Annotated in this window: 10 protein-coding genes; 7 read left to right on the top strand and 3 right to left on the bottom strand. The window is 65.7% G+C overall.

Annotated elements, in window-relative coordinates:
* Window positions 1-3 precede the first annotated feature (3 nt).
* On the bottom strand, window positions 4-1,293 hold the full coding sequence (hemL, locus tag KO539_RS06775) for a glutamate-1-semialdehyde 2,1-aminomutase (protein WP_099401582.1): 1,290 nt from the start codon (window positions 1,291-1,293) through the stop codon (window positions 4-6).
* Window positions 1,294-1,352: 59 nt separating this feature from the next.
* On the bottom strand, window positions 1,353-2,210 hold the full coding sequence (locus tag KO539_RS06770; protein ID WP_035822099.1) for a hydroxymethylpyrimidine/phosphomethylpyrimidine kinase: 858 nt from the start codon (window positions 2,208-2,210) through the stop codon (window positions 1,353-1,355).
* Between the two features lie 96 nt (window positions 2,211-2,306).
* Here KO539_RS06770 and KO539_RS06765 point away from each other — a divergent pair, with 96 nt between their 5' ends.
* The 7 genes from KO539_RS06765 to KO539_RS06735 all read left to right on the top strand — a co-directional run bounded on the left by KO539_RS06765 (window position 2,307) and on the right by KO539_RS06735 (window position 12,250).
* Window positions 2,307-2,459: a rubredoxin gene (locus tag KO539_RS06765; RefSeq protein ID WP_010401308.1), complete on the top strand. Its 153-nt coding sequence runs from the start codon at window positions 2,307-2,309 to the stop codon at window positions 2,457-2,459.
* Between the two features lie 84 nt (window positions 2,460-2,543).
* Entirely contained in the window at window positions 2,544-2,966 is a 423-nt protein-coding gene (locus KO539_RS06760; RefSeq protein WP_219308003.1) for a response regulator, read from the top strand.
* 34 nt (window positions 2,967-3,000) lie between these two features.
* Window positions 3,001-3,366: a PleD family two-component system response regulator gene (locus KO539_RS06755; protein ID WP_035822096.1), complete on the top strand. Its 366-nt coding sequence runs from the start codon at window positions 3,001-3,003 to the stop codon at window positions 3,364-3,366.
* Window positions 3,367-3,368: 2 nt separating this feature from the next.
* Window positions 3,369-4,010 carry a chemotaxis protein CheW gene (locus KO539_RS06750; protein WP_219308002.1) on the top strand — a complete coding sequence of 214 codons (642 nt, stop codon included), beginning with the start codon at window positions 3,369-3,371 and terminating at the stop codon, window positions 4,008-4,010.
* Complete coding sequence (locus KO539_RS06745) at window positions 4,010-6,247, top strand: methyl-accepting chemotaxis protein (RefSeq protein ID WP_219308001.1); 2,238 nt, start codon at window positions 4,010-4,012, stop codon at window positions 6,245-6,247. Before KO539_RS06750 ends, KO539_RS06745 begins: the two co-directional genes overlap by 1 nt.
* 40 nt (window positions 6,248-6,287) lie before the next feature.
* Window positions 6,288-11,591 (top strand): Hpt domain-containing protein, encoded by a 5,304-nt coding sequence (locus KO539_RS06740; RefSeq protein ID WP_219308000.1) that lies wholly within the window; start codon window positions 6,288-6,290, stop codon window positions 11,589-11,591.
* 29 nt (window positions 11,592-11,620) lie between these two features.
* Entirely contained in the window at window positions 11,621-12,250 is a 630-nt protein-coding gene (locus KO539_RS06735) for a hypothetical protein (RefSeq protein WP_219307999.1), read from the top strand.
* Here the strand turns inward: KO539_RS06735 and KO539_RS06730 are convergent.
* Window positions 12,243-13,706, bottom strand: coding sequence for a deoxyribodipyrimidine photo-lyase (locus KO539_RS06730; RefSeq protein WP_219307998.1), 1,464 nt, complete (start codon window positions 13,704-13,706; stop codon window positions 12,243-12,245). The two genes, KO539_RS06735 and KO539_RS06730, sit on opposite strands and share 8 nt — an antisense overlap.
* Window positions 13,707-13,949 lie beyond the last annotated feature (243 nt).

Here is a 13,949-nt window from a genome sequence, read left to right as displayed (position 1 = left end):
CGCTTATGCCAGTTTGGCAAACACCTTGCGCGCGGCGGCGATGGTGGCGTCGATGACGGCATCATCGTGCTGCGCCGAGACGAAGCCCGCTTCGAAGGCGGCGGGCGCGAAGTACACGCCTTCGTCCAGCATGGCGTGGAAGAAGGCGTTGAACTTGCTGCGGTCGCCCGCCATCATTTCCGCGTAGCTGGTCGGCGGCGTGGCGCTGAAATAGATGCCGAACATGCCGCCGATGTAGTCGGCGCAGAAGACCACGCCGGCCTCTTTGGCGGCGGCGGTCAGGCCTTCGGCCAGGCGCTTGGCCGTGGCGCCCAGTTGCTCGTAGAAGCCTGGCTGCTGGATCAGTTTCAAGGTGGCCATGCCGGCTGCCACGGCGACCGGGTTGCCCGACAGGGTGCCGGCCTGGTAGACGGCGCCCAGCGGCGCCATGTTGTGCATTAGCGCCGCGCTGCCGCCGAAGGCTGCCACCGGCATGCCGCCGCCGATCACCTTGCCCAGGGCCGTCAGGTCCGGCTTGATGCCGTACAGCGCCTGCGCGCCGCCCAGAGCCACGCGCAAGCCGCACATGACTTCATCGAAAATGAGCAGGGCGCCGTGCTGCGTGCACAGTTCGCGCATCGCCTGCAGGAACTCCGGCGTGGCTTTCACCAGGTTCATGTTGCCGGCCACCGGTTCGACGATGACGCAGGCGATGTCCGCGCCGAAGCTGTCGAAGGCGTCTTTCAGCTGCTCCACGTTGTTATAGTCGAGCACCAGGGTGTGCTTCACAAAATCTTCCGGCACGCCGGCCGACGTCGGGTTGCCGAAGGTGAGCAGGCCGCTGCCCGCCTTCACCAGCAGCGAATCGGCGTGGCCGTGGTAGCAGCCCTCGAACTTGACGATCTTGTCGCGTCCCGTGGCGCCGCGCGCCAGGCGCAGGGCGCTCATGGTCGCTTCCGTGCCCGACGACACCAGGCGCACCTGCTCGATCGACGGCACCAGGCGCGTGATTTCCTCGGCCATCAGCACTTCGCCTTCCGTCGGCGCGCCGAACGACAGGCCCAGCGCGGCCGCATCCTGCACCGCTTTCACCACGTCCGGGTGGGCGTGGCCAACGATGGCCGGGCCCCAGGAGCCGATGTAGTCGATATAGCGCTTGCCATCCGCATCCCAGAAGTAGGGGCCTTCGGCGCGCGTGATGAAGCGCGGCGTGCCACCGACGGAGCGGAAGGCGCGCACGGGCGAATTGACGCCGCCTGGCGTGGTTTTTTGTGCGCGGGCAAACAGGATGTCGTTCTGTGAAGTCGTCGTCATGATAATCGTGCCTTGAAAGTGGATCGTTGTCTGTGTCGTCTGTCTGGTCTGCTACAGAGTTATTGGGCGCCGCGCTGGCGCTGCTGCCGGAACAGCCGGTTCGGCACCAGCTTGCCCATGCCGTGGCGCTGCGCGTGGGCCAGCGCGCCGGCCGTGAATTCCTGCGCCGCCACGACTACCTGCGGCACGTCGTCTTCGTTTTCCGCCAGGGCCAGCAGGGCGGTGGCCGCGGCCGACAGGGTGCTGCCGGCGCCGTTGAAGATGCCGGGCAGGTGCTGCCATTCGTCGTGGCGCACCACGCCGTCTTCGCCAAACAGGGTATTGGCGCGCAGCTTGCCTTCGCCCGTGCCGGACTTGCTGGCGTCGGCCGGCATGCCGGTGACGAGCACGTATTCGCAGCCCAGCGCCACCAGGTAGTCGACGTCGTTTTGCAGGGTGTCGTCGGGATCGGCGTCGCGCCAGGTCTCGGCCAGGCGCTCCAGTTCCACCGGCGAGAGCACCAGCAGGGTCGTTTGCGGGATCAGCAGCTGGCGCACGGCCGTCAGGATGTCTTCATCGTCCATGCCCTGTTCCGGCAGCGCCGAAATGAAGGGATCGAGGATCAGCGGCACGTTCGGATAGTCGGAGACGATTTCGGCGATGGCCGTGACGTTTTCCACGCTGCCCAGCGCGCCGATCTTGATGGCGGCCACGGACATGTCTTCCAGCAGCACGCGCGCCTGGTCGGAAACCCAGTCCGGGTCGACCGCCTGCACGTCTTCCACGCGCGCCGTATCGCTGATCAACAGGCCCGTGGTGACGGACAGTCCATGGCAGCCGAAGGCTGAAAAGGTGGCCAGATCGGCCTGGATGCCGATCGCACCGACCGGATCGGACACGCCGAAGCTTAATATGAGGGGAGAAGTTTGGTTTTGCACGGCGGGTAGATTAAGATACCTAATTCAGCATTTTACTTGATTGAAGGGTGGCAGAACGTGAGTAGCAACGAAACAACGCAGCAATTCCAAACGTGGATGTGTCTTATTTGCGGCTGGGTTTATGATGAAGCGGCCGGTCTGCCCGACGAAGACATCGCTCCCGGCACGCGTTGGGCCGATGTTCCGATGAACTGGACTTGCCCTGAATGCGGTGCGCGCAAGGATGATTTCGAGATGGTGGCGCTGTAATCAATCAGTTCCACGGGATGCCGCTGCCGCACGCAGGTATCGCGGCTGCCTGTGCTATCGTATGAAAGATTGTCGAATAATCACATGACGCGTCCTTTTTTGCCCGCGGCGCCGTCCGATGCCGTGGGTGCCAGCGCCACGATCCTCGTCATCGACGACAGCGCGACGATACGCAGCGCGGCCGCGAAGATCCTCGGCGAGGCCGGTTATCGCGTGGTGGTGGCGGAAAACGGCTTCGCGGCCCTGGCCATGATCGCCGACTGCCAGCCGGCGCTGATCGTGTGCGACATCGTGATGCCGCGCCTGGACGGCTACCGCACCTGTGCGCTGATCAAGGCCAGCGCGGCTTTCCACTCCACGCCGGTGCTGATGCTGTCGTCGAAGGAAGGCTTGTTCGACCGCGCGCGTGGCGCCATGGCGGGCGCCAGCGCCTGCCTGGCCAAGCCGCTGGCGCGCGAGGCGCTGCTGGAGGCCGTGCGGCTGCACCTGGCCGGGCATTTTGAGTAGTGATTTATTGATTGACAACGCAGCAAGGAAGCAGATGGCCATACACACAATTCTGATCGTCGATGACTCGCCGACAGAGCGCTACTACCTGAGCGAGATGCTGGTGCGTGCCGGTTATGCCGTGTTGACGGCGCAGGACGGCGCCGACGCGCTGGCGCAACTGAAGCAGGCCAGGCCCGACCTGATCCTGATGGACGTGGTGATGCCCGGTGCGAATGGCTTCCAGATCACGCGCGCCATCGCCCGCGATCCCGAACTGCAGGACGTGCCGGTGATTATCTGCTCCAGCAAGAGCCAGGAAACGGACCGCATCTGGGGCTTGCGCCAGGGCGCGCGCGATTACCTGGTCAAGCCGGTGGTCGAAGCCGATCTGCTGGCCAAGATCGCCGCGATTTCCTGAGCATGCACACGATGCCAGGTCACGGCGTGTCCACCGCGGCGTTTCCGCCTGCCGCTGCCGCCATGCCCGTCTTCGAGACGGGTGCGCGGCAGGGGCGCTTGCGCCAGTATCAGTTGCAATTGATCGAGCGGATACAGGCTGCGCGCAGCGGCGCGCTGGCGGCGCGCAAGGAACTGGGCGTGATGCTCGGTGGCCGGCCCTGCCTGCTCGACCTGACGCAGCTCGGTGAAATCGTCATCGCTACCGGCGTGCAGATCCAGGGCGTGCCGCTGGCGCAGGACTGGTACCTGGGCCTGGCGGCCATGCGCGGCCGCCTGACGGGTGTCGTCGACCTGGCCCGCTACATGGGCGAACCGGCTTGCGCGCCGGGCAATCACTGCCGCATCATCACCTTTTCTCCCCGCCTGGGCCTCAATTGCGCATTGCTGGTCGAACGCGTGCTCGGTTTGCGCCAGTTGCGCACCATGCAATCGGTGCCCGTTCAGGATGCGGCGCCGGGCATGCTGCCATCGTGGGCGGCGCAGGCGCTGCGCGACAGCGAAGGGCAAGAGTGGCTGCGCCTGGACCTGGCGCAGCTGGCGCAATCGGCACGCTTCCTCGATGCCGGCTTTGGCGGCTTCCCCGAACACAAGGATCTTTGCTGATGGGCGCCCATTCTCCCATTCTGGCGGCCGGCATGCCCGAAGCGCAGCATGCGCCGGACGCGCCGGCATCGGCGGCCGACTTGCCGCTGCGCCTGCGCGACGCGCTGGGACGGCGCAAGTCGCTGGCCAGCGCGCCGGCCGGGGACTGGAAGCTGCCGCTGATCGGCCATTTTCCGCTGCAAAAGCAGCTGAGCATCCTGTCGACGCTGATGGCCCTGAGCCTGGCCGCCAGCCTGCTGTTCGTCGGACTGAATACGCGCAGCAGCAATATCGCCTCGGCGCAGACGCAGCTGGCCAGCGATGCGCTGATGCATTCGCAGCGCATCGGCAAGGCCGCGCCGAACGCCGTGCAAGGCAATCCGGAAGCCTTCCGCCAGCTCGAGGAAAGCCGCAATGAACTGAACCAGGATTTCCGCCTGATGCTGCGCGGCGGGACGTATCACGGCCGCGATATCGGCGAGTCGCGTTCCGCGCTGCTGGCGGCGGTGGCCGACGCGCGCAAGAAGTGGGCCAGCAGCGACCGCGCGGCCAGCACCATCCTGCGCCTGAAGCCGGAGTTGGGCGAATTCGACAAGACCTTGCAGCAATTGAATGGGCTGTCGCCGGCGCTGCTGGCGCAGACCGAGGAAATCGCGGCCTTGAAGGTGCAGCGCGGCGGCAATGCGCGCGACCTGGCCGTCATCGGCCGGCTGATGATGCTGAGCCAGCGCATGAGCCGCAGCGCCAGCGAGTTCCTCTCGTCGGGCAGCATCAGCTCGGAAACGGCGTTTTCGCTGGGGCGCGACACGACGTATTTCCGCGCCGCCGTCGAAGGCCTGCTCAATGGCAGCGTGACGCTGCAACTGGCGCCCACGCGCGACGCCGAACTGCGCGACCGGCTGGTGGCGCTGAAAGCCAGTTTTGACAATTACCAGAAGCTGGTGTCGTCGATACTCGACCGGCTCGATAAATTCAGTGCGGCGAAAAGCGCAGAGCAGCTGATCTTCAACGAGAACGAAGACCTGCGTCAGCGCTTGACCCTGCTGCAGCAGATGTACCACGTGAACCAGGAAACCCTGGGCATCGCCTTCTGGATGATGGTCGGCGGCGTGTTGCTGACCCTGATCGCGGCGGCCGGTATCGGCAGGGTACTGCTGCAGGACTCCGTCAACCGCACGCGCGACGCCGAGCGGCGGCGCCAGGAAGCGGAAATCCGGCGCCTGCAGTCGCAGGAAAAAGAGGAAGAGGCGAAGGCCAGGAATGAGCAGAACCAGGCGGCCATCCTGCGCCTGATGAACGAATTGCAGAAGGTCGCCGATGGCGACCTGACGGTGCAGGCCACCGTGTCGGAAGACATCACGGGCGCCATCGCCGATTCCGTCAACTACACGGTCGAGGAATTGCGCGGCCTGGTGGGGAGGGTGACGGCGACGGCGGAACAGGTGAACCGCGCCTCGACGCAGGCGCAAAGCATCTCCAGCAAACTGTTGATCGCATCGCAGCAGCAGTCGCGCGAAATACAGGGCGTCAGCGCCACCGTGGTCAAGATGGCCAATGCGATTACCGACGTGTCGAAGTCGGCCAGCGTCTCGGCCGACGTGGCGCGCCAGTCGGTGGCGGCGGCGCAGCAGGGTTCGACGGCGGTGGAAAACGCCATCAAGGGCATGCATGAAATCCGCGAGCAGATCCAGGATACCTCCAAGCGCATCAAGCGCCTGGGCGAATCGTCGCAGGAAATCGGCGAGATCACCGAGCTCATTTCCGACATCACCGAGCAGACCAATGTGCTGGCGCTGAACGCCGCCATCCAGGCCGCATCGGCCGGCGAGGCGGGACGGGGTTTTTCCGTCGTGGCCGAGGAAGTGCAGCGCCTGGCCGAACGCTCGGCCGCTGCCGCCAAGCAGATCGGCGCGCTGGTACGCACCATCCAGGCCGATACCCAGGACGCGACGCGGGCGATGGAAACCTCCACGCAGGGCGTGGTCGAGGGTGCGCGCCTGTCCGACGCGGCCGGAGCGGCCTTGAACGACATCAGCCAGGTATCGAAACACCTGGCAGAACTGATCCAGGGCATCTCGTTCGCCACCGGCACGCAGGCCGGTTCGGCCAGCGGCGTGGCCTTGAATATCCAGCATATCCTGAGCGTGACGGAGCAGACCCAGGATGGCACGCAGCAAACGGCGCAATCGATCCATAAACTGTCGATGCTGGCGCAGGAACTGAAAAATTCGGTGTCGCGCTTCCGCGTCGCCGCCTGAACGCCGCGCCAGTCCAGGCGATTTCCTTACCGAGGCATGCATGAGCACACCAGATAGTCCACAGCAGTCCAAGCCGTTCGACAGCGAGCCTTTGTCGTGGGTGATGGTGGAAATCCGCGAAGCGCTGGGCCGCTCGAAAACGGCCCTGTTCGAAGCGGGTGGCCGCGAGCGCGAGGAACGCGCCACGGCCCTGCAGCATGCGCGCTCGCATTTGCACCAGGCGCATGGCGCGCTGGTGATGGTGGACGTGGCCGGCGCCAGCCTGCTGACGGACGGCGCGGAACAGGCGCTGGCGCGCTTTCGCGACGGCAGCCTCGAATACACGCTGGACCATGCGCAAGTCGTCGCCGAACTGTATCAGGCCTTGAACGAATACCTGGAAGACCTGGTGGCCGGCACGCCGCCGCAGCCGGTGCGTTTGTTCCCCTACTACCGCGACCTGCAAAGCATGCTGGGTGCCGAGCGCATCCATCCGGCCGACCTGTTTTTCCCGCCAGCGTCGACGCTGGAAGGGCATGCCATCGCGCTGGCGGAGGCACCCCCGGCAGCCGATTATCCGGCCTGGCGCGGACGCTTTGAAAAGTCGTTGCTGCCCTTCCTGAAGGCGCAGGATGACGCAACGCGGCGCCAGCATGCGGGCGATTTGCACGCCACCTTGACCCTGGTGGCCGATGCGCAGCAGGAAGCGCCGGCGCGCACTTTCTGGTTCGCCATGCAGGCGTTTGCCGGGCTGGCGGCCAGCGGCGAGGGTATGGGCACGCTCAACGTCAAACAGTTGTTTGGCCTGATCAATCTGCAGTTGCGCCGTCTGGCGCAGGGCACGGCCAGCCTGCCCGAGGCAATGCTGCGCGACGCCCTGTTCTTCATCGCCGCGGCACCCGAGCCGACACCGGAGGCACGCCAGCTGCGCGCCGCTTTCGCGCTGGAAGGCATGCTGCCCGCCGACGTGGAAACGCGGCGCTACGGCCAGGTCGACCAGGCAGCATTGCAAGGCGCCCGCACGGCGCTGGCGCAGGCGCGCGCCAGCTGGAGCCGCCTGGCGCAAGCCGACCTCGATCCAGCCTTGGGCGCCGAGTTTGAAGCGTCGCTACAAGAAGTGGCGGCACATGCGGAGTCCCTGAAGCAGCCGGCGCTGGCCAGCCTGCTGCGCGAATGCGCGGCCGTGGCGCGGCAAGCCGTGGCCAGTGGACGCAGCGCGGCCCTGGAAAATGAAATCGGCATGGCGCTGCTGTTTGCCGACACGGGGCTGGAGCAATTGCGCCGTCTGCCCGACGATTTCGCCGGCAATGCGGAAACCATCGCCGCGCGCCTGCAGGCGCTGCTGGCTGGCGAAGCGCCGCCGCCCGTCACGGCGGGCGAGTTGTCGCGCCAGATCGAACAGGGCCAGACGGTGGCCGCGCTGGCCGAGGACATGAAGACGGGCTTGCGCCAGGTGGAAAAGGTGCTCAATGCGTATTACGCGGATGCGGCGGGCGCGGGGACGGCAACCCTCGACGGCGTCGCGCCCGTGCTGGAGCAGTTGCAGCAGCAGCTGGCCGGGCTGGGACAGGAAGACGCGCGCGCCGCCGTGCTGCAGGTCGATGCGGCCGTGCGGCAGCTGGCCGCTGGCGACACCAAAGCGGACGCCAAGGCGGACGCCCATGCCGAGGCGCTCGACGAGATCGCGCAAAATGTCAGCGCGCTGGGCTTTTTTGTCGATATGCTGGGCCGCAACGCGCAGGCGGCCAGCGGGCGTTTCCATTTCGACGCGGCCGCCGGCACTTTCCGCGCCCTGCCATTTGAAAAAGTCGCCGCCGCCGGCGCCGTACCGGTACCCTTGCTCGACCAGGCCCTGGCGCCCGCCGCGCCAGCCGGCATGGATGCCGCGCCGGCCGTGACCGATGTTGATGCGGAAATGCTCGACATTTTCATCGCCGAAGCGCGCGAAGTGCTGGCCTTCATCGACACCACGCTGGCCCTGCCGCGCGAGCAGGCCGCCAGCGGCGACCACCTCGCCATGCTGCGCCGCTCGTTCCACACCCTGAAAGGCAGCAGCCGCATGATCGGCCTGGCGCAGTTTGCCGAAGCGGCCGGCGCCATCGAACGCGTCATGAATACCTGGCTGGCCGAATCGCGCCCCGTCAGCGACGACTTGTTTACCTTGCTCAATTACGGCTGGTACCAGCTCAGCGAATGGGTGGCCGAACTGGAAGGCGGCGCGGGGCGCGAGCGCGAGGCTGGCATGTTGCTGATGGCGGCCGAGCGCGTGCGCGAAGGCGGACCGTTCGAACTGCGCAAGCCGCGTCCGGCATCGGCATCGGCCGCGCCCGTGGCCAGCAATGGCAATGTGATCGGACTGCCTCTGGCCACGGCGCCCACGCTGCACGAAGCGCCGGACGATCACCTCAAGCACGTGGGCGAACTGCGCATCAGCCTTCCCTTGTACAACATCTACCTGGCCGAGACGGATGAATTGCTGCGCGTGCTCACGCGCGACTTCGGCGAATGGCGCCATGAGGAGCGCGCCGTCAGCGCGGAGGCGCTGCAAGCCGTGCATACCCTGGCGGGAACGTCGGGCACGGTGGGCTTCCAGTCCCTGCGCGACCTGGCGCACGCGCTCGAAACGGTGATTGAAACCGTGGTGCCGCCGCTGGCCGGCCTGCGCGCCGAGCAGCACGACGTGCTGGAGCAGGCCACGCAGCGCATCGGGCAAATGCTGCAGGCGTTCGCGCTGGGCGACCTGGCACCCACGCAGCCGGACATGATCGAAGCGCTCAACACCCTGTGGCGCGCCTTGACGGCGCCGCCCGGCGAGAGCCAGGAAGAGCGGCTCGACGCCCTGTTTGCGGCTGCTTACGCCAGCATCGTCGGCGCGCCGGCGCAGCCTGCCGAGCCGCAGGCCGAAGTCCCTGTGCAGCAGCTCGAGACCCTGTTCGAAGCGACGTATGCGAGCATCGTCGCCGACGCGCTGCAGCCGGAGGCTGCCGCGCTGCCGGCACCGGACACCGGCATTGGCGACGATCTGTTCGACGCCGGTTTCGAGCACGCGCCGCCGTTGGAGCATGCGGCGCCGGAAGCGCCGGCGCCCGCCATCATGCCGGCCGATGCGGCCGCGCTGCTGGCGGCGAGTGCCGGCATCAGCGATGAACTCGACCTCGATCTGTTGTCCGTTTTTCTGGAAGAGGGTGCCGACCTGCTGCCGCGGATCGGCGAGGCGCTGCGCAGCTGGCAGCAGCAGCCGCACGACAGCGGCCAGGCGCAGATGCTGCTGCGCACCCTGCATACGGTCAAGGGCAGCGCGCGCATGGCCGGCGCCATGCGCCTGGGCCAGCATGCGCATGAAATCGAGACGCATATCGAAAACATGCTGCACGCGGGCACCGCCACGCCGCAGGCCTTCGAGGAATTGCTGGCCCATTACGACCATGCGCTGCACCTGTTCGAGCAGCTGCAGCAGCCCTTGCTGCCCTTGCCGGGCATGGAAGATACGCCGGCCGCCGAACCGAAGGCGGCCCTGGTGCGCGTGCGCGCCGATATCCTCGACCGCCTGGTGAACCAGGCCGGCGAAGTGTCGATCACGCGCTCCAAAATGGAAAATGAAGTCGGCGTGCTGGGCGCTTCGCTGTCCGAGTTTTCCGACAACCTGGCGCGCTTGCGTCGTCAGCTGCGCGAAGTGGAAATGCAGGCCGAATCGCAGATCGCCTCGCGCATGGCCGTCGGCAGCGAGCGCGATTTCGATCCGCTCGAATTCGACCGTTTTACGCGCCTGCAGGAACTGACGCGCATGATGGCCGAAAGCGTCAACGACGTGGCCTCGTTCCACGAAAACCTCAGCCACAGCGTCGATGCGGTGACGGACGACCTGGTGCTGCAGGCGCGCCTGACGCGCGAGCTGCAGCGCGACCTGATGCAGATTCGCATGGTGCCGTTTGCCAGCATCGCCGAACGCCTGTTCCGCGTGGCGCGGCAAAGCGCCAAGGAAGTCGACAAGCGCGTCAACCTCGACATCCGCGGCGGTGGCGTGGAAATCGACCGCAGCGTGCTTGAACGCATGGCCGCGCCCTTCGAACACCTGCTGCGCAACGCCATCGTGCACGGCGTGGAGCCGCGCGACGCGCGTCTGGCCGTAGGCAAGAGCGAAACGGGCGAGCTGCTGGTGCAGGTCAGCCAGCAGGGCAATGAAGTGGCGATCGCTTTTTCCGACGATGGCGCAGGGCTGGACCTGGAACGCATCCGCGCCAAGGCGCACGGCGCCGGCCTGGTGGCGACGGATGCGCCATTGACGGACGCGCAAGCGGCCGAGCTGATTTTCACGCCCGGCTTTTCCACCGCCGACAGCCTGACGGAACTGGCCGGGCGCGGTTTTGGCATGGATATCGTGCGCTCCGAGGCGCTGGCCCTGGGCGGAAGAGTGGAAACGCAGACGCAGGCGGGCCTGGGCATGCGCTTCACCATCCACCTGCCGCTGACCCTGGCCGTCACGCAAGTGGTGCTGCTGGCGGCCAGCGGCAAGACGTATGCCTTGCCCTCGGTGCTGGTGGAACAGGTGCTGCACCTGAAAGGCGAACAGCTGGAGCAGGTGCGGGCGGCCGGGCGCATCGAGTCGCACGGACAGTCGCTGGCGCTGCACCACCTGTCAGCCATGCTGGGCGAGACGCCGGCGGCGCAGGCCACGCAGCGCTATGCGCCCGTGCTCCTGCTACGCAATGGCAATGACAGGCTGGCCTTGCAGGTCGATGACGTGGTGGGCAACCGCGAAGTCGTGGTCAAGCACGTGGGGCCGCAGTTGGCGCGCATGCCGGGCATCGCCGGCGCCACGGTGCTGGGCACGGGCGACATCGTGCTGATTCTGAATCCGGTGGCGCTGGCGCAGCACCTCGAGCATCATCCGGAACTGTTGTCGCAGTATGCGCTGGCCAGCAGCGCGCAGCATGCCGCTTCCAGCGCGCTGGAAGCGCCTGCCGTGCGCGTGATGGTGGTCGACGATTCGCTGACGGTGCGCCGCGTGATGCAGCGCCTGTTCGAGCGCGAAGGCTACCAGGTGCTGCTGGCCAAGGATGGCGTCGATGCGCTGGAGCAGTTGCATGCGCTGGAGCCGGCTGCCATGCCGGCCCTGCTGCTGGTCGACGTGGAAATGCCGCGCATGGATGGCTTTGATTTGACGCGCAATGTGCGCAGCGATGACAAGACGCGCGCCATCCCCGTCATCATGATCACCTCGCGCAGCGCCGACAAGCACCGCGCGCATGCCTTCGAGCTGGGCGTGAATGCGTATTTCGGCAAGCCGTTCCAGGAGGACGAATTGCTGGCGGAGGTGCGGCGCTTGCAAGCGCGTGACGGTTCCGAAACATCTCGGCTACCATAACAGGCCGACATCGCCAAACCAGGAAAATAATGAGCCTTCACGTCAAACTGAAAAAACTCGAAGACAAAGCCATGGCCGAAGGCGAGCATGCGGCCGCCGCGGCCGCAGCCCATCTGTTGCAGGATATTGACTCCATGGACAGGCAAATCAACCTTGTCGGGGCGCTGCACGAGGTGGGCTATCTTCAGAACTCGCTGAAGCCCTACTGGAATGCGTTCAGGGCCGATGAGCCGGCATGGATAGAACGCTGCCTGGCCAGGCTGCTCATTGCCGACCATGACTATTGGGCACTCGCCGCGCTGCTGGGATGCGATGGCCCGGCCACCATTGCCATCGCCACGGGCAAAGGTTTCAAATCCGCCGCGACAAGGCAGTACGAACGATTCGACAAGCCCGATGTCCATGTCGATACCTTGTATCTGACCGGTATGGGGAGCGTGCTGCACCCGATATTGGAAATCGGCTATGACACCAAGGACATGATCAATGTCGACGTGGGAAGGGCGCGGGCACTGAGTTTGGAAAACCAGCAATGGCAGCCGGGTGAGCCACTGGGGACGGGTGCACTATCCCTTTCCATGCAGGCGAAACTGCCGCACGGCGCCTGGCGGTCGGTCTGGACGCCGTTCACCACACCGGAAGCCGGCGGCCCTACTTGAGCACTTTGACCACTTCATAACGTTCCAGGGTCTCCTTGCGCGCCTCGTCGTGCTGCACCAGCGGTTCCGGATAATCGCGTCCCAGCACGATGTTTTTTTGCTCGAGCAGCATGCGCGGCACCAGCCAGGGGGCGTGGATTTCCTTGTCGCCCAGCGCCTTCAGCTGCGGCAGATAGCGGCGGATGAAGCGCCCGCTGGCATCGAATTTTTCCGACTGCGTGACGGGGTTGAAGATGCGGAAGTAGGGCTGGGCGTCGCAGCCGGACGACGAAGCCCATTGCCAGCCGCCGTTGTTCGATGCCAGGTCGAAGTCATTGAGGTGCAGCGCGAAATACGCTTCGCCGCGGCGCCAGTCGATACCCAGGTCCTTGATCAGGAAGCAGGCCGTGACCATGCGCAGGCGGTTGTGCATATAGCCCGTCTGGTTCAGCTGCGCCATGGCCGCGTCCACCAGCGGATAGCCGGTGCGTCCCTCGCACCAGGCGGCAAACGCGGCATCGGCGTCAGGCCCCGTTTCCCAGGCGATGGCGTCGTAGGCCGGTTTGAAGGCGCCGTCTTCCACGTGCGGGTTCTGGTACAAAATCATGGCGTAAAAATCGCGCCAGATCAGTTCCGCCAGCCACACGGGCGCGCCGTCGCCGCCGCCACCACGGTCCATCAGGTCGACTACGGTGCGCACCAGGTAGCGCAGCGACACGGTGCCGAAGCGCAGATGCATGGACAGGTAGGACGGTCCCTTCAGGGCGGGGAAATCGCGCGCCACGTCATAGCGTGCCACGCGCGGCAAAAAATCCTCGAACAGCGTGCTGGCGCCCGACATGCCGGTCGGAATGGCCAATTCGGCCAGGTTGCTGGCCTCGAAACCCAGCTCGCCCAGAGTGGGCAGGGGCGCCGGCACGGTACTGCGCGGCGGCGCCAGGCTGGCCGCATGCGGTTCGATGTCGAACGGCGCCAGGTAGCCGGGTTCGGCGCGCATTTTCTTCAGCCAGGCATTTTTATACGGCGTGTAGACGGTATACGGCTTGGCTGACAAGGTCAGCACCTCGTCCTTTTCAAAGATCACCTGGTCCTTGAAGCTGAACCACAGGCGCGCGTCGCGCGTGAGCGCGGCGGCCACCGTGGCGTCGCGCGCGATCGCTTGCGGCTCGTAGTCGTGGTTGGCAAAGACGGCGTCGGCATTCAATTCGGCGGCCAGGCGCGGGATGGCCTCGGCCGCGTCCGCGTGCAGCACGATCAGGTCGCCACCGAGCTGGCGCAGCTCACTGGCGAGCTCGGCCACGCTGGCATGGATGAAGTCGACGCGCCGGTCGCGGCGCGGCAGGGTTGTCAGGATGGCCGTGTCGTAGACGAAGACGCAATGCACGGCCTGGCTCTGGTGCAGGGCGTGATGCAGTGCAGCATGGTCAAATGCGCGCAGATCGCGCCGGAACCACACCAGGGAAGTCTTGATTGTCATTATTTCGCGTGTTCAGGGTCAAAGATAGGCGATTTTTTGCCGCCAACAGGGGTTTATGGCCGCTCGCGTCGCGCCTTTGGCGTCGCTGCGGCGGCAATTCAGTGTAAACTACCGGGTATGTTCATGGTGCTTTATGTGCGACGGCGATTTTGCAATCAATTTTACAATTGGCATTGAAATGCGCCGGCAAGCATGGCAAATGGATCACTAATTTATAACATAACAAGAATAACGCCTGGCACC

The organism is Janthinobacterium sp. NKUCC06_STL (assembly GCF_019345455.1).
In the GTDB taxonomy this organism is placed as follows: Bacteria; Pseudomonadota; Gammaproteobacteria; order Burkholderiales; family Burkholderiaceae_D; genus Janthinobacterium; species Janthinobacterium rivuli.
This window is presented reverse-complemented; position numbering and strand designations above follow the sequence as displayed.

Bases quoted from the DNA above. Each gene is read 5' to 3' on its own strand.
- KO539_RS06745 (WP_219308001.1), top strand. From the start codon at position 4,010: ATGGGCGCCCATTCTCCCATTCTGGCGGCCGGCATGCCCGAAGCGCAG.
- KO539_RS06750 (WP_219308002.1), top strand. From the start codon at position 3,369: ATGCACACGATGCCAGGTCACGGCGTGTCCACCGCGGCGTTTCCGCCT.
- KO539_RS06760 (WP_219308003.1), top strand. From the start codon at position 2,544: ATGACGCGTCCTTTTTTGCCCGCGGCGCCGTCCGATGCCGTGGGTGCC.
- KO539_RS06755 (WP_035822096.1), top strand. From the start codon at position 3,001: ATGGCCATACACACAATTCTGATCGTCGATGACTCGCCGACAGAGCGC.
- hemL (WP_099401582.1), bottom strand. From the start codon at position 1,293: ATGACGACGACTTCACAGAACGACATCCTGTTTGCCCGCGCACAAAAA.
- KO539_RS06735 (WP_219307999.1), top strand. From the start codon at position 11,621: ATGAGCCTTCACGTCAAACTGAAAAAACTCGAAGACAAAGCCATGGCC.
- KO539_RS06740 (WP_219308000.1), top strand. From the start codon at position 6,288: ATGAGCACACCAGATAGTCCACAGCAGTCCAAGCCGTTCGACAGCGAG.
- KO539_RS06730 (WP_219307998.1), bottom strand. From the start codon at position 13,706: ATGACAATCAAGACTTCCCTGGTGTGGTTCCGGCGCGATCTGCGCGCA.
- KO539_RS06765 (WP_010401308.1), top strand. From the start codon at position 2,307: ATGTGTCTTATTTGCGGCTGGGTTTATGATGAAGCGGCCGGTCTGCCC.